The sequence below is a fragment of the Rhodoferax saidenbachensis genome, from assembly GCF_031457975.1.
Classification (GTDB): Bacteria; Pseudomonadota; Gammaproteobacteria; order Burkholderiales; family Burkholderiaceae_C; genus Allorhodoferax; species Allorhodoferax saidenbachensis_A.
Window position 1 is genome coordinate 134,256 of record NZ_JAVDXO010000002.1, and the last position, 26,697, is coordinate 160,952.

30 protein-coding genes are annotated in these 26,697 nt (G+C 60.3%); 8 read left to right on the forward strand and 22 right to left on the reverse strand.

What is annotated here, in order from left to right; genetic code table 11:
* Positions 1-25: 25 nt before the first annotated feature.
* From hisH to J2X15_RS04780, 5 genes are read right to left on the reverse strand one after another with little or no spacing between them, the layout of a single operon-like run.
* Positions 26-685 carry an imidazole glycerol phosphate synthase subunit HisH gene (hisH, locus tag J2X15_RS04760; RefSeq protein WP_310339909.1) on the reverse strand — a complete coding sequence of 220 codons (660 nt, stop codon included), beginning with the start codon at positions 683-685 and terminating at the stop codon, positions 26-28.
* Positions 685-1,317 carry an imidazoleglycerol-phosphate dehydratase HisB gene (hisB, locus tag J2X15_RS04765; protein ID WP_310339911.1) on the reverse strand — a complete coding sequence of 211 codons (633 nt, stop codon included), beginning with the start codon at positions 1,315-1,317 and terminating at the stop codon, positions 685-687. The genes hisH and hisB overlap by 1 nt, the downstream gene beginning before the upstream one ends.
* Positions 1,314-2,462 (reverse strand): histidinol-phosphate transaminase, encoded by a 1,149-nt coding sequence (gene hisC / locus J2X15_RS04770; RefSeq protein WP_310339912.1) that lies wholly within the window; start codon positions 2,460-2,462, stop codon positions 1,314-1,316. Before hisC ends, hisB begins: the two co-directional genes overlap by 4 nt.
* Positions 2,463-2,485: 23 nt before the next feature.
* Positions 2,486-2,950 carry a PIN domain-containing protein gene (locus tag J2X15_RS04775; protein ID WP_310339914.1) on the reverse strand — a complete coding sequence of 155 codons (465 nt, stop codon included), beginning with the start codon at positions 2,948-2,950 and terminating at the stop codon, positions 2,486-2,488.
* On the reverse strand, positions 2,943-3,167 hold the full coding sequence (locus tag J2X15_RS04780; protein WP_310339916.1) for a CopG family transcriptional regulator: 225 nt from the start codon (positions 3,165-3,167) through the stop codon (positions 2,943-2,945). Before J2X15_RS04780 ends, J2X15_RS04775 begins: the two co-directional genes overlap by 8 nt.
* A gap of 307 nt (positions 3,168-3,474) precedes the next feature.
* On the opposite strand from J2X15_RS04780, the gene J2X15_RS04785 reads away from it, so the two are divergent.
* The 8 genes from J2X15_RS04785 to J2X15_RS04820 all read left to right on the forward strand — a co-directional run bounded on the left by J2X15_RS04785 (position 3,475) and on the right by J2X15_RS04820 (position 9,244).
* Entirely contained in the window at positions 3,475-3,867 is a 393-nt protein-coding gene (locus J2X15_RS04785; protein WP_310339918.1) for a pentapeptide repeat-containing protein, read from the forward strand.
* 122 nt (positions 3,868-3,989) lie between these two features.
* Positions 3,990-4,451, forward strand: a complete 462-nt coding sequence (locus J2X15_RS04790; RefSeq protein ID WP_310339920.1) for a hypothetical protein — start codon at positions 3,990-3,992, stop codon at positions 4,449-4,451.
* 401 nt (positions 4,452-4,852) lie between these two features.
* Positions 4,853-5,344 (forward strand): hypothetical protein, encoded by a 492-nt coding sequence (locus J2X15_RS04795; protein ID WP_310339921.1) that lies wholly within the window; start codon positions 4,853-4,855, stop codon positions 5,342-5,344.
* Positions 5,341-6,006 carry a hypothetical protein gene (locus J2X15_RS04800; protein ID WP_310339922.1) on the forward strand — a complete coding sequence of 222 codons (666 nt, stop codon included), beginning with the start codon at positions 5,341-5,343 and terminating at the stop codon, positions 6,004-6,006. The genes J2X15_RS04795 and J2X15_RS04800 overlap by 4 nt, the downstream gene beginning before the upstream one ends.
* Before the next feature lie 448 nt (positions 6,007-6,454).
* On the forward strand, positions 6,455-6,607 hold the full coding sequence (locus tag J2X15_RS04805) for a hypothetical protein (RefSeq protein ID WP_310339924.1): 153 nt from the start codon (positions 6,455-6,457) through the stop codon (positions 6,605-6,607).
* Between the two features lie 16 nt (positions 6,608-6,623).
* Positions 6,624-7,142, forward strand: coding sequence for an O-acetyl-ADP-ribose deacetylase (locus J2X15_RS04810; RefSeq protein ID WP_310339926.1), 519 nt, complete (start codon positions 6,624-6,626; stop codon positions 7,140-7,142).
* 250 nt (positions 7,143-7,392) lie between these two features.
* A complete protein-coding gene (locus tag J2X15_RS04815; protein WP_310339928.1) occupies positions 7,393-8,001 on the forward strand; it encodes a restriction endonuclease in 609 nt (202 codons plus the stop codon).
* A 577-nt stretch (positions 8,002-8,578) separates the two neighbouring features.
* A complete protein-coding gene (locus J2X15_RS04820) occupies positions 8,579-9,244 on the forward strand; it encodes an outer membrane beta-barrel protein (protein WP_310339929.1) in 666 nt (221 codons plus the stop codon).
* 21 nt (positions 9,245-9,265) lie between these two features.
* Here J2X15_RS04820 and J2X15_RS04825 read toward each other — a convergent pair whose 3' ends face one another.
* The 17 genes from J2X15_RS04825 to J2X15_RS04905 all read right to left on the reverse strand — a co-directional run bounded on the left by J2X15_RS04825 (position 9,266) and on the right by J2X15_RS04905 (position 26,662).
* On the reverse strand, positions 9,266-9,637 hold the full coding sequence (locus tag J2X15_RS04825; RefSeq protein ID WP_310339930.1) for a hypothetical protein: 372 nt from the start codon (positions 9,635-9,637) through the stop codon (positions 9,266-9,268).
* A 29-nt stretch (positions 9,638-9,666) separates the two neighbouring features.
* Positions 9,667-10,983: a histidinol dehydrogenase gene (gene hisD / locus J2X15_RS04830; RefSeq protein ID WP_310339931.1), complete on the reverse strand. Its 1,317-nt coding sequence runs from the start codon at positions 10,981-10,983 to the stop codon at positions 9,667-9,669.
* Between the two features lie 19 nt (positions 10,984-11,002).
* Positions 11,003-11,641 (reverse strand): ATP phosphoribosyltransferase, encoded by a 639-nt coding sequence (gene hisG / locus J2X15_RS04835; protein ID WP_310341208.1) that lies wholly within the window; start codon positions 11,639-11,641, stop codon positions 11,003-11,005.
* An 11-nt stretch (positions 11,642-11,652) separates the two neighbouring features.
* Positions 11,653-12,918, reverse strand: coding sequence for a UDP-N-acetylglucosamine 1-carboxyvinyltransferase (gene murA, locus J2X15_RS04840; RefSeq protein WP_310339933.1), 1,266 nt, complete (start codon positions 12,916-12,918; stop codon positions 11,653-11,655).
* Between the two features lie 10 nt (positions 12,919-12,928).
* Complete coding sequence (locus J2X15_RS04845) at positions 12,929-13,171, reverse strand: BolA family protein (RefSeq protein WP_310339934.1); 243 nt, start codon at positions 13,169-13,171, stop codon at positions 12,929-12,931.
* Between the two features lie 5 nt (positions 13,172-13,176).
* The gene (locus J2X15_RS04850; RefSeq protein ID WP_310339935.1) at positions 13,177-13,932 is read right to left on the reverse strand and encodes an ABC transporter permease; all 756 of its coding nucleotides are present in this window, start codon (positions 13,930-13,932) and stop codon (positions 13,177-13,179) included.
* Positions 13,929-14,858: an ABC transporter ATP-binding protein gene (locus tag J2X15_RS04855; RefSeq protein ID WP_310339936.1), complete on the reverse strand. Its 930-nt coding sequence runs from the start codon at positions 14,856-14,858 to the stop codon at positions 13,929-13,931. The genes J2X15_RS04850 and J2X15_RS04855 overlap by 4 nt, the downstream gene beginning before the upstream one ends.
* 28 nt (positions 14,859-14,886) lie before the next feature.
* Positions 14,887-15,153 carry an STAS domain-containing protein gene (locus tag J2X15_RS04860; RefSeq protein ID WP_310339938.1) on the reverse strand — a complete coding sequence of 89 codons (267 nt, stop codon included), beginning with the start codon at positions 15,151-15,153 and terminating at the stop codon, positions 14,887-14,889.
* 1 nt (position 15,154) lies between these two features.
* Positions 15,155-15,769 (reverse strand): MlaC/ttg2D family ABC transporter substrate-binding protein, encoded by a 615-nt coding sequence (locus tag J2X15_RS04865; RefSeq protein ID WP_310339940.1) that lies wholly within the window; start codon positions 15,767-15,769, stop codon positions 15,155-15,157.
* Positions 15,770-15,871: 102 nt separating this feature from the next.
* Positions 15,872-16,597: an MlaA family lipoprotein gene (locus tag J2X15_RS04870; RefSeq protein WP_310339942.1), complete on the reverse strand. Its 726-nt coding sequence runs from the start codon at positions 16,595-16,597 to the stop codon at positions 15,872-15,874.
* Entirely contained in the window at positions 16,594-17,076 is a 483-nt protein-coding gene (gene mlaD, locus J2X15_RS04875) for an outer membrane lipid asymmetry maintenance protein MlaD (protein WP_310339943.1), read from the reverse strand. The genes J2X15_RS04870 and mlaD overlap by 4 nt, the downstream gene beginning before the upstream one ends.
* Before the next feature lie 10 nt (positions 17,077-17,086).
* On the reverse strand, positions 17,087-17,869 hold the full coding sequence (mlaE, locus tag J2X15_RS04880; protein WP_310339944.1) for a lipid asymmetry maintenance ABC transporter permease subunit MlaE: 783 nt from the start codon (positions 17,867-17,869) through the stop codon (positions 17,087-17,089).
* On the reverse strand, positions 17,866-18,705 hold the full coding sequence (locus J2X15_RS04885) for an ABC transporter ATP-binding protein (RefSeq protein ID WP_310339945.1): 840 nt from the start codon (positions 18,703-18,705) through the stop codon (positions 17,866-17,868). Before J2X15_RS04885 ends, mlaE begins: the two co-directional genes overlap by 4 nt.
* A gap of 56 nt (positions 18,706-18,761) precedes the next feature.
* Positions 18,762-20,228 (reverse strand): glutamate synthase subunit beta, encoded by a 1,467-nt coding sequence (locus tag J2X15_RS04890; RefSeq protein ID WP_310339946.1) that lies wholly within the window; start codon positions 20,226-20,228, stop codon positions 18,762-18,764.
* Between the two features lie 12 nt (positions 20,229-20,240).
* Positions 20,241-24,974 (reverse strand): glutamate synthase-related protein, encoded by a 4,734-nt coding sequence (locus J2X15_RS04895; RefSeq protein ID WP_310339947.1) that lies wholly within the window; start codon positions 24,972-24,974, stop codon positions 20,241-20,243.
* A gap of 184 nt (positions 24,975-25,158) precedes the next feature.
* Positions 25,159-25,851, reverse strand: coding sequence for an REP-associated tyrosine transposase (locus J2X15_RS04900; RefSeq protein WP_310339948.1), 693 nt, complete (start codon positions 25,849-25,851; stop codon positions 25,159-25,161).
* Positions 25,852-25,885: 34 nt separating this feature from the next.
* Positions 25,886-26,662 (reverse strand): oxygen-binding di-iron domain-containing protein, encoded by a 777-nt coding sequence (locus J2X15_RS04905; protein WP_310339949.1) that lies wholly within the window; start codon positions 26,660-26,662, stop codon positions 25,886-25,888.
* Positions 26,663-26,697 lie beyond the last annotated feature (35 nt).

Sequence of the window (26,697 nt, forward strand, 5' to 3'; positions counted from 1 at the left end):
GCCAAGGGACGGAGGGGAAGGTGAATCAAGGATTCCAGTGCAGGAAGTTACGGTAGAGGGCCAAGCCATGCTCAGCGCTTTTTTCAGGGTGAAACTGGGTTGCGAAAATATTATCGCGTGCAATCGCCGCTGAGAAGCGCTGGCCATAGTCCGTCTCACCTACGCTGTGGCGCGCATCAGACGGTTGGGCGTAGTAACTGTGTACAAAGTAGAAGTAGCTGCCATCGGGCACTTCGCCCCACACCGGGTGCCGGGGCGTGCCGGCGTGGCTGGTCTGCCAGACCTGGTTCCAGCCCATTTGCGGCACCTTGTAGCGGCTGCCGTCGGGCTGGATCTGCCCGGCCAGCTCGAATTTCACCACCTTGCCGGGGATCAGACCCAGGCTGGCAGTGTTCAGCTCATCGCTGTGGTCCAGCAGCATTTGCATGCCCACGCACACGCCCATGAGCGGCTTGTTCGCCGCGGCGTGCATCACGGCGTCATACATGCCGGAGTCGTGCAGCTCGCGCATGCAGTCGCGCATGGCGCCCTGGCCCGGCAGTACCACGCGTTCGGCGTCCATCACCTCTTGCGCGGTGCGAGCCCAGACCACGTCTACGCCGGCATCGGCCGCCACGTGCATCACCGCCTGGGTGACCGAACGCAGGTTGCCCATGCCGTAGTCCACCACCGCCACTTTTTTCATTACAGCGAACCCTTGGTGGAAGGAATCACGCCCAGGGCACGTGGGTCGAACTCGATGGCGGCGCGCAGCGCCCGCGCAAAGGCCTTGAATACGGTCTCGGCCTGGTGGTGGGCGTTTTCGCCCTTCAGGTTGTCGATGTGCAGGGTCACAAAGGCGTGGTTCACAAAGCCCTGGAAAAACTCGTGGGTGAGCTGCGTGTCAAACGCGCCGATCATGCCGCTCTTGAAAGGCACGTTCAGCTCCAGCCCTGGGCGGCCTGAAAAGTCGATGACCACGCGGGAGAGCGCCTCGTCCAGCGGCACATAGGCGTGGCCGTAGCGGCGGATGCCCTTCTTGTCACCAATCGCCTGGTGGAAGGCCTGGCCCAGCGTGATACCTACGTCTTCCACCGTGTGGTGGCCGTCAATGTGCAGGTCGCCATCGGCCTCGATGTCGAGGTCGATCATGCCGTGGCGGGCGATCTGGTCCAGCATGTGGTCGAAGAAGCCGATGCCGGTGGACAGGCGGCTCACGCCAGTGCCGTCCAGGTTGACGCGAACCTTGATCTTGGTCTCGGCCGTGTTGCGCGATACCTCGGCAATGCGGGGCGCGTAGGTCTGGGGCACTTCGGTGATGGGGTAGTTGGTAGTCATAGGGATTCCTGCAGGGCCTTCAACAGTTGCGCGTTTTCGGTGGCGGTGCCAACGGTGAGCCGCAAACATTGGGCCAGCAATGGGTGCATTTTAGAAACGTTCTTGACCAGAACGCCGCGCGCCTTGAGGCCATCGAACACTTTTTGCGCAGGATCGCCCTCGCCCGCGATGCGAACCAGCACCATATTGGCGTCGCTGTTCCAGGCCTTGACGCCCGGCAGCGCCCGCAATGCTCCTAAAAGCGTAGCGCGTTGCGCACATATTTCGCGGGCTTGGGCTGCAAAAGCCTCTTGGTTCTCCAGCGCAAATAATGCGCACTCGTAGTTCAGCACGCTGATGTTGTAGGGCGGGCGCACCTTGTCCACCTGGGCGATGAGCGCCTTGGGGCCCACCATATAGCCAATGCGCACGCCGGCCAGGCCGAACTTGCTCATGGTGCGCATCAGCAGCACGTTGGCGTTGGCGGCCGGGTTGGCGCGGATCACGTCCAGGTAGGTGCGGCTGGAAAACGGCTGGTAGGCCTCGTCGATGGCGACGATGCTGCCCGCGGCCTGGGCGGCGGCCACCACACGCACCATGTCAGCCTCGGCCCACAGGTTGGCCGTGGGGTTGTTGGGGTAGGCCAGGTAGACGATGGCGGGCTGGTGGGTCTCAATCGCCTGCACCATGGCCGGCACGTCCAGCTCAAAGTCGGCCGTGAGCGGCACGCCCACGAAGTCCAGCCCTTGCAGCTGCGCGCTCATGGCGTACATCACAAAACCCGGCAGCGGCGCCAAGATGGCGGGCTTGGGCTGACCGGGCGCAACGGGCACGTCGCAGGCCATGGCCAGCAGGCTGATGAGCTCGTCCGAGCCATTGCCCAGCATGATGTCAAAACCTTCGGGCATGCCTGCGTAGGCGGCCAGCGCCTGGCGCAGGTCGTTCACGCGGCCATCGGGGTAGCGGTTCAGTGCCAAGGCGCCCAGGCGGCGACCCAAAGCCTCTTGCAACTCTGCGGGCAGGCGGTGCGGGTTCTCCATGGCGTCGAGCTTGACCATGCCTTTGGAGTCCTGGACGTTATAGGCGTGCATGGATTGCACGTCCTGGCGGATGCGGCGCTGAATCAGCGCGTTCACGGTGCTATCGGTGGAAGCGGTAGAGGTCATGCGGGGACTTTCAAAGCTAAAAACTAGTCGGCCAGCGCCACATCGGTGGGCGTGGCGTGCAAGGGGCTGAGGATGGTGACGCCATCGATCTGCTGGCCGTGCTGCAGGTCCAGCGACAGCACATGGGTGGCGCCGCTTTGCGCAGCGGCGGCCACGATAAGGGCGTCCCAATACGGCAGGCCAAAGCGGGCCTCCACGCCCCAGGCGGTTTCCACGGTCTGGTGGTCGATCTGCCAAGGCTGCCAGAGCTGATAGCGGCGCAGCTTGGCGCGCGCATCGCCCTGGGGCATGGCGAAGTGCTGGGTGGCGCCCACGTAGTAGGCGTTCAGCACCTGGGTGCTGACCCGCCCGGCACGGCGCTGCCACAGCGCCTGCAACCAGTCGCGCACGCGGGCCTGGCGGGTGGCGTCAAAGGCATCGTCGGCCGCCAGCAACACATTCGTATCGACGAAAACAATGGCGCCGGAGGTGTCTAGCGGGCTAGCCATTTAGAGCCTCCCGCTGCGGGTAAGGCTTGCCGCCCGAGCTGAACGACGAAGTGTCCGCCACCCAGTCGCGCTGCGCGCGGGCGTAGGCGTCGTCGTGCTGCATCTTGTCGGTCAGCATCTCCCCGACCAGCCGCGACACGCTGGTATTGCGCCGGGCCGCTTCGATCCGCACCCACTCCAGCGTGGCGTCTTCGACGGTGATGGTGACGTTTTTCATGTTGAGGCCAGTTTACACGAATTTCGTGTTGCACTGAATTCGTGTGAATTAAAGTTAGCTGCACAAACCGGCAACGCCCAAACGACCCGCGCTATAGTGCGGCGAAAGTAAAGAACGGGAGGGTAGAAAAATGATGGCGATCCAAGCGCCAAAGCGCGCCCGGACTCTGCCGGGTTTACCGCTATCTTTATATGAGCAGCTTGCGCATATTCCACGGGGGCTGGAAGCCAATTTGGCGGGTAACCTTGCCAGAATATCCGGCAAGGCTTTGCGGTCTGCATTGCGTAGGCAGTAAGGATGACTTCTTGTGCGTGACCATTTCGAACACTACCGCCCACCCAAGAGCCGCGCCGAGCTTGAGAAGCGCTATGTCTTGGGGGAGCGCCGCTTTCCGAATACTGAGCTGAGTGACGCCGATCTGTCCGGCGTGGCGCTAGATGGCGCAGACTTTGAAAAGCACTCGTGGTTCGCTGATACGAATTTCTCGGGCGCCAGCTTGCGGGGCACCAGTTTTCGGGAATGCAACGTTAAATGCGCCAACTTTTCAAACGCTGACCTTACGGGCGCCATCTTCGAACTCGCCGCAATCGAGTCGATCAAGGCAACAGGTGCCATACGAGATGGAATTAAGGTCAAAGGCGCAACCTTCTACGGCTGCGAACTGGCCGAAGGCGACGAACTACCGTCATGGGAGCGGTGATGAGTGCGACGCAGCCCGCCAGGTTCTTCGAATGGTCCAACAACGGCGGCAAGCGTGGTCGCCATTCTTCAATGTTAAGTGCGCTGTTGTTGCCCACTCCCGGCCAACGTTGAGTTGCAAAGATGTCTCGTCCACGACCTCAAATATCGCCGCAACAGAAGCAGAATCTCGCGAACTTTTCGCGAGCGCAATCGCATGATGAAGCCGCGAGACGCAAACTTGAGGCAATGGGTCAAGAGTTGAACCGGAGTTTCGCCGAGGCAAGGGAGACTCTCGATAAAAATGCGGATGTGCTCGCCAAGCATTACGCTTGGTCCAATCGATACGGGCACTGGCTTGCCCGCGTGGCACTCCTTCCAATTGTTGTCTTGGCAATTGGAATGGTTGTTGTCGTGATCCTTGGCCTTTGGAATGGAGAAATCAAGGAGCTTCAAAAATACAGCAAGCTCCATGTGACTAGGACTGGCAATCCTATTGCGTATTGGGCGTCCGTGATTTGTCACAGCGCCCTCGCATCGTTCATTACCTGGATCACCGTGGTTGTATTTCGGGCGGCACGATTAGGGCGGAAAAATGCAACTTAACAGGTTTGGTGCGGACGTGCAGCAGCAAAAGACCGCTGCGTGGTGTGTGCTGCACGCCGGACAACGCCGACATTGGACGTCAGACGATTCGCTGGAGATCTGGTGTGGTTGATTGGATTGAGGTCAGCCGGGCCGCCCATCAGCTGAGCATTGATCACAGAGCTCGCGCGCATCTGTACGCGGCAAGATTGGCTGAAGAGGCTCGCCACAAACAAGAGTCAGATGATGCGAATTTCTGGGACGCCGTTGCAAAAACATTGGCCCCGCGCGAGACAGGTTCGCATGGCTAGTCCATTTGAATCGCCGCAAGCGCTGGCGTTGAAGTGCGATCACTGCACCTCGCCCGACTGGACATACCAGCGGACCGTCTACGCCGGCTACCGAATTTCAACACACAAGCCATGAAAAACTCCACCCATATTGCCTCCGCCATTCGAGTCGTAATCGCCTCACTACTCATGCTGATCCCGATCGTCGCTTTGGCTCAAACCGAAGAGCGGGCTCTGAAGATGGTGCAAGTACTGCGGCTCGGCGACAACCTGTCTGACATGACTTACCAGTTTGCAAAAAATACGACGACCTACAAAATTGTGGAAAAAACACTTGGGCCACAGAAAGCAGATGAACTACTTCGGGCGGAAATCGCAGTGGCTGTGCCGAAGCACCAGGATGAGTGGAATCACACTCTCGCTCAGGCATGGGCACCGCTGATGACAGCCGAAGAGTTCGATTCAGTGGTTTCAGAAAAACAGAAGTCGCCTTTTGCGCCCAAATTTATGTCTTTACAAGGTCAGGCCGGAGCGACCATGAAGGTCAGCGCCGAGCCACTGTTAAAAACAGTGTTGATGGAGGTGCTGACAGGCATCTTCGAAAAGTCTATGCCCAAAAAATGAAAAGTGCGCTTGCCTATTACTCAGCGTTGACAGGTCATTTCAGTTTGACACCTGAACACACCCGCGAAAGTCGACGTTGGCCCCGTGGAGGAATCGTGCTTGGCAAGCTGCTGGTCGTCGCGTGCCTATGGCCCCTTCCAGCGCTGGCGGGCTTGGACGTCACAGCCTACGAAAGACTGAGCATCGTCCCATCGCTGCAATTCGATAGCGATGGCGAACTAGAAGGCGAAAACCAGGTCCATTTGGCGCCGGGCCCGTTTCCTGAGCGCTTTGCAGGCCTGACGGCAAGCAAGGTATACCGCTACGAATCGGCCTTCGGATTTCGAGGCGGCCCCTACTCTTGGTACAACTACTGGAGAAATGAGTTGGCAAAGCTCGCTGGCAATGCGCAGACGCTATACAAAACATTCGATGGAAAAACTGAACTTCGGTACGACGCTACCGTTTGGAAAAACAAAAAAGGGCCATTCTGGGAGCTGATCGACTTCTCTGACTCCGAAGGCGTGATCGGCCCCATCGCGTGCAAACGGGTTCACAAAGACTTCGTTCAGTACCAAGACGCTGCCTCAAAGCACCCTGACGAGTATTTCCGGGCTTCCTACCAAGACTGGATGAAAGCGTTTTCCAAGTGCGCCAATGACGGAGCTATCGTTTTTCATTGACAACGCCTCACCCCATCACCCCACGTCGACCTCGCCTAGAAAATCGCGCCAGACCGACAAGTTAAAACATTAACACCTGAAATTTGGGCATGCTGTATTTGATCGTTGCTGTTCTGGTTCTTTCGGTCGGACTAACACTGTGGTTTGTCGGATCACTGGTGGCAGTGTTGACCGCTCTGGGGAATAAGCAATGGTTTTGGGGTATCGGAATGCTCTGTTTTTTGCCGTCATCCATTGTCTACTGCTGGGTCCAGAGAGAGATAGCGGCATACCCCCGAAAACTGGTTTCGATAGGATGGGCACTGGTTTTGGCTGACGCATTGGCAGTCCTACTTTGGCAGGCCGGAATAAATTGATCCGACGCTCCAACCGCGTACACCTTGGTCACGCACAGGAACCAATACCCCGCGCTATAGTGCGGCGAAAGCAAAGAACGGGAGGGTAGAAAATGATGGCCATCAAAGCGTCAAAGCGCGCCCGGACACTGCCGGATTTACCGCTATCTTTATATGAGCAGCTTGCGCATATTCCACGAGAGCTGGAAGCCAATTTGGTGGGCAACCTTGCCAGAATATCCCGCAGTTTTTGCGGCAAACATTAAGTTATACCGATTCCCAATGACTGCAGAAATTCACGCCACTCGTGGCGACATCACGAAGATAGGGGTTGAGGCAATTGTGAACGCCGCCAATTCATCACTGCTTGGCGGTGGTGGTGTTGATGGTGCGATTCATCGCGCGGCCGGTCCGGATTTGGTGCACGAGTGCCGCCTGTTGGGTGGTTGCAAAACCGGTGATGCAAAGCTCACGAAAGGGTATCGCTTGAGCGCCAAGTACATCATTCACACGGTCGGACCTGTATGGCGTGGTGGCACAAATGGTGAACCTGAGCTCTTGGCTTCGTGTTACAGCCGCTCGATGGAGATCGCGTCCAAGAAGGGTATTCCCAGTGTTGCTTTCCCAAGCATTAGCACAGGGATTTATGGATATCCGATTGAGCTGGCAGCTGAAGTTGCAATCGCCACAGTGAGATCAGCGACCCAAAAATTCGCCAATATTCAAGAGGTTGTGTTCTGCTGCTTTTCCGACAGTGATCTTGCTGTTTACCAAGGACTACTTCATGCCCCATCTGTATAACTGGTCGGCCCACGCGGACACACAGCAGCAGGTTGCCGCTACGCGGCGGTTGCTGCGTGCCAGTGGCCTCCAACGTTGAGGTTGTAAAAAAACCTTTTCAGAGAAATTCCCTATGGATCGCACCAAAAGTCGACGCATCAGAACGACGTATACGCCACGATATCAAGTAAGGGAAGGGTTCGAGTACCCCCGTAATCGGGATGTCGCTACGCCCGCGATGGTTTGTTTACAGCCTCATTAGGGAGCCTCAATGACATCCGTCGCCAGAGGAACGGCCTTCGAAGACAAAGTCTTTGCAGCAGTTCAACGAGAGCTACAAAGCGATCGCCTGGGTATCTCCCCTGCCCTTTCGAGGCCGTTCAAGAAGAAGGGCTACTACTCACGCGATCGAGACGCAGAGATCATTGTGGATGTCTCCGTTGAAGTCTGGCTACCAGATGCCGATCGATGGTCAATATTGTGGGTATGCGAATGCAAGGACTACGCAAGCTCTGTCCCAGTAGATGACATAGAGGAGTTCAAGGCGAAGCTTGATCAAATTGCTGGCGCAAACAAGAAAGGCGTTGTGGCGGTATCCGGAGCTCTACAAGCAAGCGCGCTCAAGTTCGCTCGTGCAAACGGCATAGGTGTCGTCCGCCTTCTACCAAATGCACAGGTTCAGAACGTGCTGTACCAACTCCCGATCGGGGCTACCAAGCACGTCGAATCATTGAATCCGGAAGAGTTTCAACGGGCATTCGTAGAACCAGATTTCGTCGGTCTGAACCGAGCCTTCTACGCTGAGCAAGAGAATCGCGTACTCGGAAGCTGGTCAGCCCTACTAAAGAGCAGCATTGGTACTGAGCCGCCAGCGCCCTAACTCAAACGTAAAACACCCATGCGGTCAAAACTCGCCACGCTAGTCATCTTCACATCCCCACTTCTTGCGCTTGCAGGCCAATGGGAAATTTGCGACTACACCGTCCAAATAGAAAGCTCTGCGCTATCGGGCGTGCGCGCCACAGTGAAAGAAGCCACCCTCAAAAATCCGGAGTTGTGCGAAAAAATCGGCACTAGCCTGAGCTTCTCGCCCGAGTCTGAGGACTACCAAAGCGTGCTGCCGAGAAAGCGCTGGCCCAAGGTGGGGACGATTACAGCACTGCGATACCGTCAGTTGACGGGGTTTTGCAAGCGTGACGGTGATACCCAGCCGTGCACGATCCGGCACTACTCCGTCTTGACCCGCACCGCACAGGTGCCCAGAAGTTTGACGCGCTGGTAGGCGAGCACGCGCGCATTGGCGCAAACGCCGCCCTGGGACCAGGAAGTTTCAACCGCCTGAGTGTTGCAATTTCTTACTCTCCGCGGCCGGTTATGGACGCCATCGCACAGAACGCAAAGGCAGAAAAACTCACAGTAGGCGGGTGTTTCACTCTCTCTACAAGGAAGCCTCTGCCATGCAACCTTTCCAATCTTCCTCGCCCTTGCGGCGCACAGCGGGCCTGTTGCTGGCCGCCGCCGCCCTGGTATCCAGCGGCCTGGCCCTGGCACAGAACACCACGACATCCACGGATGGCACTAGCGCCAATTCAAGTTCAGGCTCCGGCCTGGGGTGGAACAACATGCGTGCGCCGGGCTCCAGTTATTTCGGCCTCAATGCCGGTACGGCTGACCTGTCACGTCCGATCACCGGCTTTGGCACCTGGGGGGGCAGCAACCAGTCCAACGCCTACGGCCTGTATCTGGGCAATTACTTCAACAACCGGAATTTCGGCGTCGAAATCGGCTACACCGACTTTGGTTCGGTCAACCGTTCCGGCGGCACCACCAAGGTGGATGGCATCAACCTGAGCCTGATTGGCCGTGCGCCCATTAGTCCGAACTTCAACCTGCTCGGGAAGTTAGGGACCACTTACAGCCGCACCGACGTATCCGCCAGTGCGGCCTCCGGTGTGCAGACTGGCACAGAACGTGGTTTTGACTGGTCGTACGGCGTGGGCGCTGAATACAAATTCACCAGCAATTGGTCTGGCCTGCTGCAATACGACGAACACTATGTGAAGTACCCCGGCAAGACCGAGCGTGTGAGCGACACCACGCTGGGCGTGCGCTACAACTACTAAGCCCCGCCTTACCCCTATGCGCTAGCAGGGGTAGACGGTGGTCAGCGCATTGGTCAGCACCAGCTGCACCGGCATGTCGGCTTCATAGAGGTCGGCGTTGCGCTTGAGCTCGGTGGTGTACAGGTTCTTGGCCATGCTGGGTTCCAGGCGGCGGCCGTTCAGGCAGATGCTGGGTTTGGCGCCGTTGCGCACGTCTTGGGTGTGGGCCTCGATGGCGCCCTCCATGACACCGACCAGGTAGTAGTCGGTGTAGGTAGCGCCTTGTTTCTCAGTCTTCTCCAGGGCGCGCATCTCGCGGATGGTCATGGCGTTGGCGGTGACCATGCCAGCGGCAAGGAGGGCCAGGACCGTGGCGGCCCGTTGGAGAGAGGTGCGGGGTGAATGGATGTGCATGGGATTTAGTCGTCCGTCTGCACGCATTCTTACTTCAATCGCATTTCCGCCGCACGCGCGTGGGCTTGCAAGCCTTCACCATGCGCCAGCACCGAGGCAATCTGCCCCAATGTCTGTGCGCCCTGCTCGCTCACCTCAATCAGGCTGCTGCGCTTCTGGAAGTCATACACACCCAGGGGGCTGCTGAAACGCGCCGTACCGCTGGTGGGCAGCACGTGGTTGGGGCCGGCACAGTAGTCGCCCAGACTCTCGGACGTATAGGCACCTAGGAAAATGGCGCCGGCGTGCTTGAGCAATGGCTCCCACTTGTGCGGAGCGTTGCTGGACACTTCCAAGTGCTCGGGCGCAATCCGGTTGCTGATCTCGCAAGCCTCTTCCATGCTGCGCGTGTGGATCAGAGCGCCGCGGCCGGTGAGGCTCTTGGCAATGATTTCGGCGCGTGGCATTTCGTTCAGCAGGCGGTTGATGCTATCTTGCACTTGGGCGATGTAAGCCGCATCAGGGCACAGCAAAATGCTCTGCGCTAGTTCGTCGTGCTCGGCCTGGCTGAACAGGTCCATCGCCACCCAATCAGCGGGCGTGCTGCCGTCGGCCAGTACCAGAATCTCGCTGGGACCGGCAATCATGTCGATGCCCACGGTGCCAAACACGCGGCGCTTGGCGGCCGCCACATAGGCGTTGCCGGGGCCGGTGATCTTGTGCACGGCGGGAATGCTCTGCGTGCCATAGGCCAGCGCGGCCACGGCCTGCGCACCGCCGATGGTGAAGGCACGTGTGACTCCGGCCACGTAGGCGGCGGCCAGCACCAGCGCGTTCTTCTCACCCTTGGGGGTAGGCACCACCATGATGATTTCGCCCACACCGGCCACGTGAGCGGGGATCGCGTTCATCAATACGGACGAGGGATACGCGGCCTTGCCGCCGGGCACATAAATGCCCACGCGGTCCAGCGGAGTGACCTTTTGGCCCAGCAGCGTGCCGTCTTCGTCGCGGTAGCTCCAGCTCTCGCCACAGGCCTTCTTCTGCGCCTCGTGGTAACTGCGCACGCGTTTGGCGGCGGATTCCAATGCCGTGCGTTGCGCAGCGGGAATGCTGTCAAACGCTGCCATGAGTTCGGCCTGCGTCAGCTCCAGCGCCTGCATGTTCGGCACGGTCAGCCCATCAAAGCGGGCGGTGTACTCCAGCACAGCGGCGTCGCCGCGCTGTTGCACGTCCGCCAGGATGTCGGCCACGCGCTGCTCGATGGCCGCATCGGTGTCGGCTGACCAGTGCAGGCGCGCCTTGAATTGGGCATCAAACTGGGCGTCAGCCGTCGTCAACAGTGCGGGAGCAGCTACAAAAGTCATAGCAAATTGAATGAGGGGGTTACTTGCCCACCGCGCCAGCAAAGGCGTCGATGATCTTGCGGATGGGCTCTTGCTTAAGCTTGAGCGCGGCCTGGTTCACCACCAGGCGGGAGCTGATGTCCATGATGCGCTCCACCTCCACCAGGTGGTTGGCCTTGAGCGTATTGCCGGTGGACACCAAGTCCACGATTGCATCGGCCAAGCCCACCAGGGGCGCCAGCTCCATGCTGCCGTAGAGCTTGATCAGGTCCACGTGCACGCCCTTGCTGGCGAAAAAATCGCGTGCAATGGCCACGTATTTGGTGGCCACCTTGAGGCGCGAGCCCTGCTTGACGGCGGACGCATAGTCAAAGTCGGCGCGCACCGCCACGCTAATGCGGCACTTGGCAATCTGCAAATCCAGCGGCTGGTACAGGCCCTGGCTGCCGTGCTCCAGCAGCGTGTCCTTGCCGGTGATACCGAGGTCGGCCCCGCCGTACTGCACATAGGTAGGCACGTCGGTGGCGCGCACCACCAGCAAGCGCACATGCGGCTGGTTGGTGGCCAGAATCAGCTTGCGCGATTTCTCGGGGTCGTCCAGCACCTCGATGCCGGCGGCTTTGAGCAACGGCAAGGTTTCTTCAAAGATGCGGCCTTTGGACAGGGCCAGGGTGATCATCTCGGCTGCCATTACTTGATTCTTTCGATATCTGCGCCAATGCCGCGCAGCTTGGCTTCCATCTGGTCATAGCCGCGGTCCAGGTGGTAGATGCGGTCCACCACGGTTTCACCGTCGGCCACCAGACCGGCAATCACCAGGCTGGCAGAGGCGCGCAGGTCGGTCGCCATCACCGTGGCGCCGGACAGTTTGGGCACGCCCTCGATCACCGACACCTTGCCGTCGATCTGGATGTGCGCGCCCAGGCGCACCAGTTCGTTCACGTGCATGAAGCGGTTCTCAAAAATGGTCTCCGTCACCTTGCTGGGGCCGTGCGAAATGGCATTGAGCGCCATGAACTGGGCCTGCATGTCGGTGGGGAAACCGGGGTACTCGGTGGTGCGGAAGCTCTGTGCCTTCAGTCGGCCTTGCGACTTCACGCGGATACCGCCGTCGATTGCTTCCACCGTGGCGCCTGCATCGCGCAGCTTGTCCACCACCGCGTCCAAATGGTCGGCACGGCCGTGCTTCAAAACGACGTCACCACCGGTGGCCGCCACGGCGCACAAGAAGGTCCCGGTCTCAATACGATCAGCCACCACCTGGTGGGTGCAGCCATGCAGTTTTTCCACACCCTGGATGCGGATACGGCTGGTGCCATGGCCTTCGATCTTGGCGCCCATCTTGATGAGCATCTCGGCCAGGTCAGGAATCTCGGGCTCTTGCGCAGCGTTCTCCAGAATGGTTTCGCCCTCAGCCAGCGCAGCGGCCATGAGGAAGTTTTCGGTGCCGGTCACCGTCACCATGTCGGTGGCAATGCGCGCGCCCTTCAGACGTGTCCAGCCTTTGGGCAACTTGGCGATCATGTAGCCGTGCTCGACCACAATTTCGGCGCCCATGGCCTGCAGGCCCTTGATGTGCTGGTCCACGGGGCGCGAGCCAATGGCGCAGCCACCAGGCAGGGACACCGTGGCCTCGCCAAAGCGCGCCAGCAGCGGGCCCAATGCCAGCACCGAGGCACGCATGGTCTTCACCAGTTCGTAGGGCGCTTCAGGGTTGGTCAGTCCGCCCGCGTTCGCCAGCACCGAGCCATCGTCGCGCCGCTCGATCTGCACGCCCATGTTGCGGATGAGCTTGAGCATGGTGGACACGTCTTGCAGGCGCGGCACGTTCAACAGCGTGACCGGGTCGGCCGTGAGCAGCGTGGCACACAGTTCGGGCAAGGCGGCATTTTTGGCGCCGGAGATCAGCACCTCGCCTTGGAGTTGGCGGCCACCACGAATCAGGAGTTTGTCCATAAGAAGTCTTTTAAGCGGATTGCGCTGCCCATTCGGCAGGCGTATAGGTTTTCATCGACAGGGCATGCACCTCATCGGTATGCATGCGGCTGCCCAGGGTGGCATAGACCTGCTGGTGGCGCTGGATCAGGCGCTTGCCCTCAAACGCGCTGGACACGATGGTGGCATACCAATGGCGGCCATCGCCTTCGAGCGTGCAGTGTTCGCAGGCAATGCCCGCGGTAATCAGGGCTTGGAGTTGGTCAGCGGTCATAAAAATCAGTGGCGGATCTTGTAGCCGGTGCGCAGCAGGTACACGGCCACAGCGCTGGTCACGGCCAGCGCGATGCCGACGATGCCAAGGCTGAGCCAGGGCGATACGTCGCTCACACCGAAAAAGCCGTAGCGGAATCCGTCGATCATGTAGAAGAAGGGGTTGAGGTGGCTCACGCCCTGCCAGAACGTGGGCAGCGAGTGGATGGAATAGAACACGCCGCTCAAAAACGTCATGGGCATGATGACAAAGTTCTGGAAGGCGGCGAGCTGGTCAAACTTCTCGGCCCACAGACCGGCAATCAGCCCCAACGTGCCCAGCAGGACAGCACCAAAGATTGCAAACGCCAGGGCCCACAGGGGCGCCACAAAACTAATGGGGGTGAAAAATGCGGTGACCACAAACACCCCGGCGCCCACCACCAGTCCCCGCGCAATACTGGAGCCCACATAGGCGAAGAACCAGTTCCAGTGCGACAGTGGGGTCAACAGCAAAAACACCAGGTTGCCCATGATCTTGCTCTGGATCAGCGAGGACGAGCTGTTGGCGAACGCGTTTTGCAGCACGCTCATCATCACCAGACCGGGCACCAAAAAGGCGGTGTAACTGATGGTGTCGTACACCTTCACATGGTCGCCCAGCGCATGGCCGAAGATCATCAGGTACAGCAGGGCCGTGAGCACGGGCGCAGCTACGGTCTGAAAGCCCACCTTCCAGAAACGCAATGTTTCCTTGTACAACAGGGTTTGCCAGCCGTTCATGCGCCCACCTCTTCCGTGTTGCCCATCACGTCCAGGAACACGTCCTCCAGGTCCGCCTTGCGGATCTCCACATCCTCCACCGTCACACCGGCCTGGCGCACGGCAGCCAGGTACTGCTCGATCTCCAACGCGTTGTGCGCGGGCAGCTGCACGATACGGCCCGTGATGCGCGCGCGCGCCGCCAACTCGATAGGCAGCGCATCACCCGTCTTGAAGCGCAGCACATTGCTGCTGGCAGCCTTGAGCAGATCGCTGGTCTTGTCCAGCGCCACGATGCGGCCGGTCTTGAGCATGGCAATGCGGCCACACAGGGCCTCGGCCTCTTCCAGGTAGTGGGTCGTCAGCAAAACGGTGCTGCCCTGCTTGTTCAGGTTGGCCACGAACTGCCACAGCGTCTGGCGCAGCTCCACGTCCACACCGGCAGTGGGCTCGTCCAGCACAATGACCGGGGGCTTGTGCACCAGCGCCTGTGCCACCAGCACACGGCGTTTCATGCCGCCCGAGAGCTGGCGCATATTGGCATTGGCCTTGTCGGTCAGGCCCAGTCCTCCGAGCAGCTCGTCCACCCAGGCGTCGTTGTTCTTGACGCCAAAGTAGCCGGACTGGATGCGCAGCATTTCGCGCACATTGAAAAAGGGGTCAAACACCAGTTCCTGCGGCACCACGCCCAGCTTGCGGCGCGCATCGGCATAGTCGGTCTGCACGTCGCTGCCCAGCACCGTGACGCGGCCGCTGCTGGCGCGGGTCAGGCCGGCCAGAATGCTGATCATGGTAGTTTTGCCCGCCCCATTGGGACCCAGCAAACCAAAAAACTCACCCTCCTCGATGTCGAGGCTGACGTGGTCCAGTGCTTGGAAGGTGGAGCCTTGAGGCCCTCGGGGGGAGGGGTAGGCTTTGGAGACGGATTGGAATGAGATGGCAGGCATGAGAGCCCGCGATTTTACGCTGAGGGGCTCAGGAACCGGCCAGCAGGCCGTCAATCCCGTACAAAGTAGCTAGATCGCGCAACCGGGCTGGCAGGCCCTGCACGGCAAACTGCTTGCCGATGCGTGCGCACTCGCGGCGCAGCTCCAGCAATACGGCCAGCGCCGAGGAATCAAAACGCTGCAAGGACGCACCGTTCACCACGATACGCTCTGGCTCCTGACCCAGCCCCGAGCGCAATTCGGCCAGACAAATCTGGGCAACGTCTTGCGTCAAGGTGGCGGGCAGGTTCAGCACATCAGCCTTTCTTGGCGGCATTGGCCTTGTTTTGCTCGGCCAGCGCGTCAATCAGGCCGTCCAAGCCCTTGGTGTTGATCTGCTGTGCGAACTGGCTGCGGTAGGTTTCCACCAGCCATACACCGAGCACATTCAGGTTGTAAATTTTCCAACCAGCACCCACGCCGGGCGTTTTCTCCAAGCGATAGTCCAACTGGATAGGATCACCGTGCCCTTTGACCTCGGTGCGCACAATCACTTCCTTGTCCTCGGGCGCAGCGCGCAGAGGCTTCATGGCAACGGTCTGGTCGCTGACCTGGGCCAGGGCGCCTGCGTAGGTTCGCACCAGCAGGATCTTGAATTCATCTTGCAGACGTTTTTGCTGCTCAGGGGTGGCCTGACGCCAGCCGGGGCCGACCGCCGAAGCCGTCATGCGCTGAAAGTTGACATTCGGCATGATGCGGTTGTCCACCAGCGCCACCACCTTGGCCATATCGCCTGCGCGAATGGCTTTATCGCCCTTGATGGTGTCCAGCACATCCACCGACAGGCGCTTGATCAGGGCATCCGGTGCCTCGTCCTCGGCGCGCACCAAAGGCGCCCACGTCAGACTTCCGGCCACCAAAGACCAGGCCATCGCTGTCAATACACTTCGCTTGTTCCACATGGTTGGGTTCACTCCTGTCGCACGATTATGTACCGCACTGCCCCTTTTGTATCGGCATGGCAGAACAGCCCCTTAAGGCTCGGTGCCATCTTCCTCGGGCGGGTTACCGTCGTATTGTTGGTTGCGCTGACGCTGAAAATATGCGTCGCGTGTAAAGCTGTAGCGGTCCAGCGCCGCACCTTCCACCACATCGCCCGCCCGCAGGTACTTGGCGCGGGTATCCACGGCGTTCAGGACGGTCAGCCCGGTGCGCGTACCTTCGTCTGGAATTTGTGACACCAGGTTGCCCTGCTGGTCGACCGGAATCGCGACCACCTCGCGCAAGGTGTACGACCCCAACAAAGGCAGCACCACATACGGCCCGGGCCGCACGCCCCAGCGCCCCAGCGTAAGACCAAAATTACCCGGGTGGCGCTCGATATTGAGGTCACTAGCTACGTCAATCACACCGCCCAAGCCAATGGTAGTGTTCACCATGAACCGGCCCAGGTTATCACCCATGTCACGGCCACGTAGCTGCAAGCCGTTGTTAATGGCGGACCAGAAGTCTTCCAGGTTGCCAAAGAAATTGCCCACGCCTTTGCGCACCAGCTCTGGCACCACGCCGCGGTAGGCTGTGGCTACCGGCTTCAGCACGGCCTTGTCCACCACATCGTTGAAACCGAACATGCTGCGGTTGAACGACTCAATGGGGTCACGTGGGTCCGGGTTCTTGACCGTGGCGCAGGCTTGCAGCAGCACAACACAGCCCAGCAAGGACCACAACGCGACACGGCGCAAGGAGATGCCCAGGGTCATTTGGCTGCCTTCTCCGACGAGGGACCATCCGCGGCCTTGCTGTACAAGAACTGGCTGATCAGGTTTTCCAGCACCACGGCCGACTGGGTGGTGCCAATGCTGTCGCCCGCAGCCAGGTTGGCCGAATCGGCACCCGCTTCGATGCCGATGTACTGCTCGCCGAGCAAACCACTGGTCAGAATCTTCAATGAGCTGTCTTTGGGAAAGGCAAAGCGCTTGTCCATGGACAACACCACTTTGGCCTGGAAGCTCTTGTCGTCAAAGCTGATGGAATCCACGCGCCCCACGACGACGCCGGCGCTTTTGACCGCAGCCTTGGGCTTCAAGCCACCAATGTTGTCGAACTTGGCGCTGACCGCGTAACCGCGTTCGAAGTTCAGCGACAGCAAATTGGCCGACTGCAGGGCCAGAAACAACAGTGCCGCCGCGCCCAGCAGCACAAACAGGCCCACCCACACATCTTTGCCAGAACGTTGCATTTGCAATCCCCTAAATACTGAACATCATGGCGGTCAGGACAAAGTCCAGACCCAACACGGTCAACGACGCCACCACCACGGTGCGCGTGGTGGCATGGGCCACGCCCTCGGGTGTGGGCTGGGCCTCATAGCCCTGCAGCAGTGCAATGAAGCTCACCGCAAAACCGAACACCGCACTCTTGAGCACGCCGTTGCCCACATCCAGCCACACATCCACCCCACCCTGCATTTGGCTCCAAAACGAACCAGCGTCAATGCCGATCATCAAAACACCCACGACCCAGCCGCCAATAATGCCCACCGCGCTGAACACAGCCGCCAACAACGGCATGGCAATCACGGCGCCCCAGAAGCGTGGCGCCAGAATCCGCTGCACCGGGTCCACGGCCATCATCTCCATGGCACTGAGCTGCTCGCCCGCTTTCATCAAGCCAATCTCGGCCGTGAGGGACGTACCTGCCCGGCCTGCGAACAGCAAGGCCGTAATCACCGGGCCCAGTTCGCGCACCAGGCTTAGCGCCACCAGCAGGCCCAAGGCCTCAGACGAGCCATAGCGTTGCAGGGTGTAGTAGCCCTGCAAACCCAGCACAAACCCCACAAAGATGCCAGACACCGCAATGATGGCCAGCGAGTAATTGCCCATGAAATGGATCTGGTCGCGTACCAGGCCCGGGCGCCGCACCACGGTACCCACAGACGCCAACAGGCGGCAAAACAGGCGCGCGCCATAGCCCAGGTCCGCCAGCTTGGAGCGAACGGCCAAGCCCACATCGGCGGGGTGGTACCAGCTCATCGTCCAGCCCCTAGAGAAAAATCAGCATCCACACTGGAGCCCGGGTAATGGAAACGCACCGGCCCTTCGGGCAGCGCGTTGACAAACTGGTGCACCAACGGATCGGTGCTGTGGCGCACCTCGTCGGGCGTGCCCTGGGCAGCAATCTTGCCGTTGGCCAGGATGATGACTTTGTCGGCAATGTGGAAGGTTTCTTCGAGGTCGTGCGAGACGATCACGCTGGTCAGGCCCATGGTGTCATTAAGCTGGCGGATCAGGCGGGCCGCCGTGCCCAGCGAAATCGGGTCCAGCCCGGCAAAGGGTTCGTCGTACATCACCAGTTCGGGGTCCAGGGCAATGGCACGGGCCAGCGCCACACGGCGGGCCATGCCACCGGAAATTTCGGCCGGCATCAGATCGCGTGCGCCGCGCAGGCCCACGGCGTTGAGTTTCATGAGCACGATGTCGCGCACCAGCGCGGGGGACAGGTTGGTGTGCTCGCGCAGCGGAAAGGCCACATTGTCGAACACACTGAGGTCGGTAAACAGGGCGCCAAACTGGAACAGCATGCCCATGCGGCGCCGGGCTGTGTAGAGCTGTTGCGCGTTGGCCAAGCCCATGTCTTGCACGTCCTGCCCCTGCTGTGCGCCGTGCAAAAGCAATTTGCCTTTTTGTGCCCGGTGCTGGCCGCCGATCAGGCGCAGCACCGTAGTCTTGCCACCTCCCGAGGCGCCCATGAGCGCCGTGACCTTGCCACGCGGGATGGACAGCGTCACGCCGTCCAGGATCAGGCGTTCGCCGTAGCCAAAGGACAGGTCCTGGAGTTCAACAAGAGAATCAGTTGGGTTTTCGGCCATACAAGCAACAAGGCCGGGATTACCCCGGCCTTGGAATCATAAGGGATTACCCGGGATCAACGGGGCAAGTCGCTGAAGCCCATCAGGAACTCGTCGACCGATCGCGCGGCCTGACGGCCTTCGCGGATCGCCCACACCACCAGGCTCTGGCCGCGGCGCATGTCGCCAGCGGCAAACACCTTGGGCACGTTGGTGGCATAGCCGCCGATGAATTCGGTGCTGGCCTTGGCGTTGCCACGGGCGTCCTTGTCCACGCCAAACACGTCCAGGATGGTCGCCACCGGATTCACAAAGCCCATGGCCAGCAGCACCAGATCGGCCTTGAGCACTTTTTCGGTACCAGGCACATCGACCAGTTTGCCGTCCTTGAACTCGACCTGCACGGTCTTCAGGCCGGTGACCTTGCCTTTTTCGCCGATGAATTCCTTGGTGGAAATCGAGAACACGCGCTCGCAACCCTCTTCGTGGCTGGAGCTGGTGCGCAGTTTCAGCGGCCAGTACGGCCAGGTCATGGGGCGGTTTTCTTCTTCGGGTGGCTGAGGCATGACCTCGAATTGGGTGACGCTGACTGCGCCATGGCGGTTGCTGGTGCCCACGCAATCAGAGCCGGTGTCGCCACCGCCAATGACGATGACATGCTTGCCATCGGCGCGCAACTGGCCCTTGAGCTTGTCGCCCGCGTTAACCTTGTTTTGCTGGGGCAGGAACTCCATCGCGAAGTGGATGCCGTCCAGGTCGCGGCCGGGAACGGGTAGGTCACGCGATTGCTCAGAGCCGCCAGTCAACAGCACGGCGTCAAAGTCTTTCTTCAGCTGGTCCGCAGAGATAGTTTCCTTGGCCCAGTTGGTGACCTTGGAGCCCTTGGGCATCTCCCCCACCAGCACGCTGGTGCGGATGGTCACGCCCTCGGCCACCATCTGCTCAGCACGGCGGTCGATGTGGGACTTCTCCATCTTGAAGTCGGGAATGCCATAGCGCAGCAGGCCACCGATGCGGTCGTTCTTCTCGAACAGCGTCACGTCGTGGCCGGCGCGGGCCAGTTGCTGGGCCGCGGCCATACCGGCAGGGCCGGAACCCACCACGGCCACCTTCTTGCCGGTCTTGACCTTGGCGGGCTGGGGCTTAACCCAGCCTTCCGACCAGGCGCGGTCGATGATGGCGTGCTCGATGGACTTGATGCCCACGGCGTCGTCATTCACGTTCAGCGTGCAGGCGGCCTCGCAGGGCGCGGGGCAGATGCGGCCGGTGAACTCGGGGAAGTTGTTGGTGCTGTGCAGCGTGTCAATCGCTGCCTTCCAGTTGTTCGTATAGACCAGGTCGTTGAAGTCCGGAATGATGTTGTTGACCGGGCAGCCGTTGTTGCAAAACGGTGTGCCGCAGTCCATGCAGCGCGCAGCCTGCTTGTTGGCCTGTGCATCGTCCAGACCCACCACAAATTCCTTGTAGTGCTTCAGACGCTCGGTGACGGGTTTGTAGCCCTCTTCGAGGCGCTCAAACTCCATGAAGCCAGTGACTTTTCCCATGATTTTTCCTTCTTACTTGGCGGGAGCCGCTTCTTTTTTGATAGCTGCTGACGCAGATTTGACGGGGGCTTTGGCCACTTTGCGTGCATGGATCTCGCCCAGGGCACGTTTGTACTCGTTGGGGAAGACCTTGACGAACTTGGCGCGGGAGGCATCCCAGTTGTCCAGCAACTCGCGGGCACGCTTGCTGCCGGTCCAGCGGTTGTGGTCTTCCAGCAGCTTCTTGAGCTGGGCTTCATCGCTCTCGCTACGGTGCCACACAGCCTTGTCGATGCTGGCTTCCTGCTCCTTGGCAGTCAGCACTTTTTCCAGGCTGACCATGGCCGTGTTGCAGCGCTTGGCGAACTGGCCGTCTTCATCAAACACATAGGCAATGCCGCCGCTCATACCGGCTGCAAAGTTGCGGCCGGTCTTGCCCAGCACAGCCACAGTGCCGCCGGTCATGTATTCGCAACCGTGGTCGCCTGTGCCTTCGACCACTGCGGTGGCACCCGACAGGCGTACTGCAAAGCGTTCGCCACCGACACCGCTGAAAAAGGCCTCACCCGCGGTGGCGCCGTACATCACGGTGTTGCCCACGATGGTGTTGCGGATGGCTTCGCCGCGGAAGTCGATGCTGGGGCGCACCACTACGCGGCCACCGGACAGGCCCTTGCCGGTGTAGTCGTTGGCATCGCCGATCAAGTACAGCGTAATGCCGCGGGTCAGGAAGGCGCCAAAGGACTGGCCGCCTGTGCCTTCGAGCTGGATGCGGATGGTGTCATCCGGCAGGCCCTCGGGGTGCACCTTGGTCACTGCGCCGGAGAGCATGGCGCCCACCGAGCGGTTCACGTTGCGGGCCACTTCCATGAACTGCACGCGTTCACCCTTGTCGATGGCAGCGCGGCTCTTGGCGATCAGCACGTTGTCCAGGGCTTTTTCCAGACCGTGGTCTTGCGTCAGCGTCTGGAAGCGGGGTACATCGGCGGGCACTTGCGGCTGGGCAAACAGGCGGGCAAAGTCCAGGCCCTGGGCCTTCCAATGTTCAATGCCCTTGCGGGTGTCGAGCAGGTCCGAGCGACCAATCAGGTCATCAAACTTGCGAATGCCCAACTGGGCCATGATCTGGCGCACTTCTTCGGCGATAAAAAAGAAGTAATTGACCACGTGCTCGGGCTTACCCGAGAACTTGGCGCGCAACACGGGGTCTTGTGTGGCCACGCCCACGGGGCAGGTGTTCAGGTGGCACTTGCGCATCATGATGCAGCCTTCGACCACCAGCGGTGCGGTGGCGAAGCCGAATTCATCGGCACCCAGCAAGGCACCAATGGCGACGTCGCGGCCGGTCTTCATCTGGCCGTCGGCCTGCACGCGGATACGGCTGCGCAGGCGGTTCAGCACCAGGGTCTGCTGGGTTTCGGCAAGGCCAATTTCCCATGGCGAACCGGCATGCTTGATGGACGACCAGGGCGAGGCACCAGTACCACCGTCGTGCCCGGCGATCACCACGTGGTCGCTCTTGCACTTGGCCACACCGGCGGCAATGGTGCCCACACCGATTTCAGACACCAGCTTCACGCTGATGGAGCTGTGGGGTGCCACGTTCTTCAGGTCGTGGATTAACTGGGCCAAATCCTCGATGGAGTAGATGTCGTGATGCGGCGGGGGCGAAATCAGGCCCACACCAGGCACCGAGTGGCGCAGCTTGCCGATGTAGTCGGACACCTTGCCACCGGGCAGCTGGCCGCCTTCACCAGGCTTGGCACCCTGGGCCATCTTGATCTGAATCTGGTCGGCACTGTTCAGGTACTCAGCCGTCACACCGAAGCGGCCGGAGGCGACCTGCTTGATGCGGGAGCGCAGGCTGTCGCCAGCGTTCATGGGGATATCCACTTCCACCACGTCTTTGCCGATGATGTCGGCCATGGTCTGGCCCTGCTTGATCGGGATGCCCTTGAGCTCTTGGCGGTAACGTGCGGGGTCTTCACCGCCCTCACCCGTGTTGCTCTTGCCGCCGATGCGGTTCATGGCAATGGCCAGCGTGGCGTGGGCTTCGGTAGAAATCGAGCCCAGGGACATGGCGCCGGTGGCAAAGCGCTTGACGATTTCCTTGGCGCTTTCCACTTCGTCCACCGGAATGGCTTTGGCAGGATCGATCTTGAACTCGAACAGGCCGCGTAGCGTCAGGTGGCGCTTGCTCTGGTCGTTGATGATCTGCGCGTATTCCTTGTAGGTGTTCCAGTTGTTGGCACGTGTGGAGTGTTGCAGCTTGGCAATCGCATCGGGCGTCCACATATGGTCTTCGCCACGCACACGCCAGGCGTATTCGCCACCGGTTTCCAGTGCGTTGGCCAGCACAGGGCTGTCGCCAAAGGCCAGTTTGTGGGTGCGGATGGACTCTTCGGCGATCTCGAAGACGCCGATGCCTTCCACACGGCTGGGCGTGCGGGTGAAGTACTTGTCGATGGTCTCGGTGTTCAGGCCAATGGCTTCGAACAGCTGGGCACCGCAGTAGCTCATGTAGGTAGACACGCCCATCTTGGACATGATCTTGGACAGGCCCTTGCCGATCGCCTTGATGTAGTTGTAGATGGCCTTGTCGGCGCTCAAGTCGCCAGGCAGGTCCTTGTGGATGCTGGCCAGGGTCTCCATCGCCAGGTAGGGGTGCACGGCTTCTGCGCCGTAACCCGCCAGCACGGCAAAGTGGTGCACTTCGCGGGCCGTACCGGTTTCCACCACCAAGCCTGCGGTGGTGCGCAAACCAGCACCGACCAGGTGCTGGTGGATGGCCGACAGGGCCAACAGCGCGGGAATCGCCACCTGGGCGGCCGACACGCCACGGTCGCTGATGATCAGGATGTTCTTGCCACCCTTGATCGCGTCCACGGCTTCGGCGCACAGCGACGCCAACTTGGCTTCCACACCCTCGTGGCCCCAGGCCAACGGGTAGGTGATGTCCAGCGTGTGACTGCGGAACTTGCCCTGGGTGTGCTGCTCGATGTTGCGGAGCTTGGCCATGTCGGCAAAGTCCAGAATCGGCTGCGCCACTTCCAGCCGCATGGGCGGATTGACCTGGTTGATGTCCAGCAGGTTGGGCTTGGGGCCGATGAAGGACACCAGCGACATCACGATGGCTTCGCGGATCGGGTCGATGGGCGGGTTGGTCACCTGCGCAAACAGCTGCTTGAAGTAGCTGTACAGCGGCTTGTTCTTGTCGCTCAACACGGCCAAGGGGCTGTCATTGCCCATGGAGCCAATGGCTTCTTCGCCAGCACTGGCCATGGGGGCGATCAGGAACTTCAGGTCTTCTTGTGTGAAGCCGAATGCCTGTTGGCGGTCCAGCAGAGACACTTCGCTCTCGGAGAAAGAGGCAGGCTCACCGCCGCCCTGCACGTCGTCCAGCTTGATGCGCAGGTTTTCAATCCACTGCTTGTAGGGCTTGCTGTTGGCCAGGTTGGCCTTGAGCTCTTCGTCGTCGATCATGCGGCCCTGTTCCAGATCGATCAGGAACATCTTGCCGGGCTGCAGGCGCCATTTGCGCACGATCTTGTTTTCGGGCACGGGCAACACGCCGGACTCGGAGCCCATGATGACCAGATCGTCATCGGTGATGCAGTAGCGCGAGGGACGCAGGCCGTTGCGGTCCAGCGTGGCTCCGATCTGGCGGCCGTCGGTGAACACGATGGAGGCCGGGCCGTCCCAGGGTTCCATCATCGCGGCGTGGTACTCATAGAAGGCCTTGCGGCGTTCGTCCATGGTGGTGTGCTGCTCCCAGGGCTCGGGGATCATCATCATCACGGCCTGGCTGATGGGGTAGCCCGCCATGGTCAGCAGTTCCAGGCAGTTGTCGAAGGTCGCGGTGTCGGACTGGTCGGCAAAGCTGATGGGGTAGAGCTTTTGCAGGTCAGCGGCCAGCACAGGCGAGGACATGACGCCTTCGCGCGCCTTCATCCAGTTGTAGTTGCCCTTGACGGTGTTGATTTCACCGTTGTGCGCCACATAGCGGTAGGGGTGGGCCAGCGGCCACTCGGGGAAGGTGTTGGTGGAGAAGCGCTGGTGCACCAGGCCCAGGGCCGACACGCAGCGCGCATCTTCGAGGTCCTTGAAGTACACGCCCACCTGATCAGCCAGCAGCAGGCCTTTGTAGACCACGGTGCGGCTGGACATGCTGGGCACGTAATACTCTTTGCTGTGCTTGAGCTGCAGGTTCTGGATGGCGGCGCTGGCGGTCTTGCGGATCACGTACAGCTTGCGCTCCAGCGCGTCCTGCACGATCACGTCATTGCCACGGCCGATGAAGACCTGGCGCAGGACGGGTTCCTTGGCGCGCACGGTGGGCGACATGGGCATGTCGCGGTTGACCGGCACATCGCGCCAGCCGAGCAGCACCTGGCCTTCGGCCTTGATGGCGCGTTCCATTTCCTGTTCACAGGCCAGGCGGGAGGCGTGTTCCTTGGGCAGGAAGATCATGCCCACGCCATATTCACCGGGTGGTGGCAAGGTCACGCCCTGGGCCGACATCTCCTCGCGGTACAGCGCGTCGGGCAGTTGGATCAAAATGCCAGCGCCATCGCCCATCAGAGCATCGGCTCCCACGGCACCCCGGTGGTCCAGGTTTTCGAGAATCTTCAGGGCGTTCTTGACAATGTCGTGGCTCTTTTCACCGCGAATATGGGCCACAAAACCCACGCCGCACGCATCGTGCTCATTGGCGGTGGAATACAAACCGTGGTCTTTGAGGTGTTGGATTTCGGCTGCCGTGGTCATGGCGCACTCCTGAAAATTACAGTGGAAGCGAAGAATACTGCAATGCAACAAGAGTGCCAAGCACAATAAATGGGGTCAGATTCCAATTATTTGTTGAACGTTTTTATCGAGAAATAAATAGGGACATATTAAAAATGATAGCTATTAGCGCAGCAAATACGGGGGTTAGAGTCCGATTTCACACCTAACTTTCGGCGCTGGACGGTCTACCAGGACTGCTTTTGCTTAGCCGGCGGGGTGTTTTCTTTTGAAGTTCAGACAGAAACCCCTCCTCGCCCAGCGCCCAACCGCGCAACACTGCGTCGGTCAACGCCGCCTGTTGCCCCTGGCTGATGCCGTCTTGCACCAATTGGGCGTACGCAGCCTCGCGCGCAAACGGCGTGTTGCCAAGGTTCCAAACCAAGGGGTGGGGGGTGACCAGCTTGTCGGCCTGCAAGCCGCTGTAGTGACCGTGGCTGGACCAGGGATAGTCCCTCGCCTGCGCTACCAGGCCGGCTCGCACGGGGTTGAGGTCGATATAGACCATGCAGGCCAGCAAATAGCGGTCTGTCTCGATCAGGGTGGACTTGTAGCGCCCTTCCCACAGGGTGCCGCTGCGCTGGTAGCGGTCGTTGAAGTAGCGCACATAGCTGCGCCCCACGGCCTGCATCATCTTGGGCAAGGCTTCGTCGGTAGACGGTGTGGCCAACAGGTGGAAGTGGTTGTCCATCAGCACATAGGCGTGAACAGACACGCCGAACTTGCGCGCGTTCTCGTAAAACAGCGTCAGCAGGAACTGGAAATCTGCCGTGTCCAAGCAGATGGGCTGGCGGTTATTGCCCCGCTGGATAACGTGGTGCGGGTAACCCGCCAGGGTCAAACGAGGAAGCCGTGCCATCGCATGAGTTTGCCTGAAAACAAGCGGTAGCCATTCAAAGACGGGCGTGCGGCAGCTGGTACTGGGGAGTCCCCATCAGATCAATGCCGCAGGACAAGGTCTCCAGCCAGTCCAGCAACTGGCCAATCGCCTCCCCTTTCAGCGGTGCTCCGTGTTGGGGCACGATCATGGAAATGTCCAGATCCCGCACCATGCGTACCCAGAGTTTCAGAATCTTGTTGCTGACCATGTAGCGGCGGTGAAATGCCTCCATGCCCGGCGGCATAGGCGCGAGGCTGGTCACGCTCTGCTGTGCCTCGTAGCCGCTGACCAGAGAAACACCAAGGTCACCGGAGAACAGGATTTTGCTGATGGGGTCGTAGAACTGGAAGTTGCCTTCGGAGTGCAAAAAGTGGGCAGGCAACAGCCACAAGTCCGCCTTGCCATACCGCAACCGGCCTCCCTCGTCAGGGATACCGATGATGCGGTCTTCGGTCTTGCCGATCTTGCAGAAATGCGGAGCAAAGCGGGCCCACAACTTGGAAATCACCAGCTTGGCCTGGGTGGACGTCATCCAGCGGTCCAGCGAGGCAATGATGTCTGGGTCGGCGTGCGAGGCCAGGATGTAGTCCAGATGCTGCGGCGCGATGTAGCGTCGCATGGTGAGATTCAGCTCGTTGTACGTCATGTTGCCCCCGGGATCGAGGATGACGCCGGAGCCGTGGTTGACGATCAGAAACTGGTTGGCCTGCACGGCCTCGGTTTCATCGGACACCAGATCGGTGAACATGACGCAGCAGTGGTTGGCGTCTCGGTAGAGCTCTATCGGCATACAAGGGGCCCAAAACACAGCGAGCGCACCCGTGC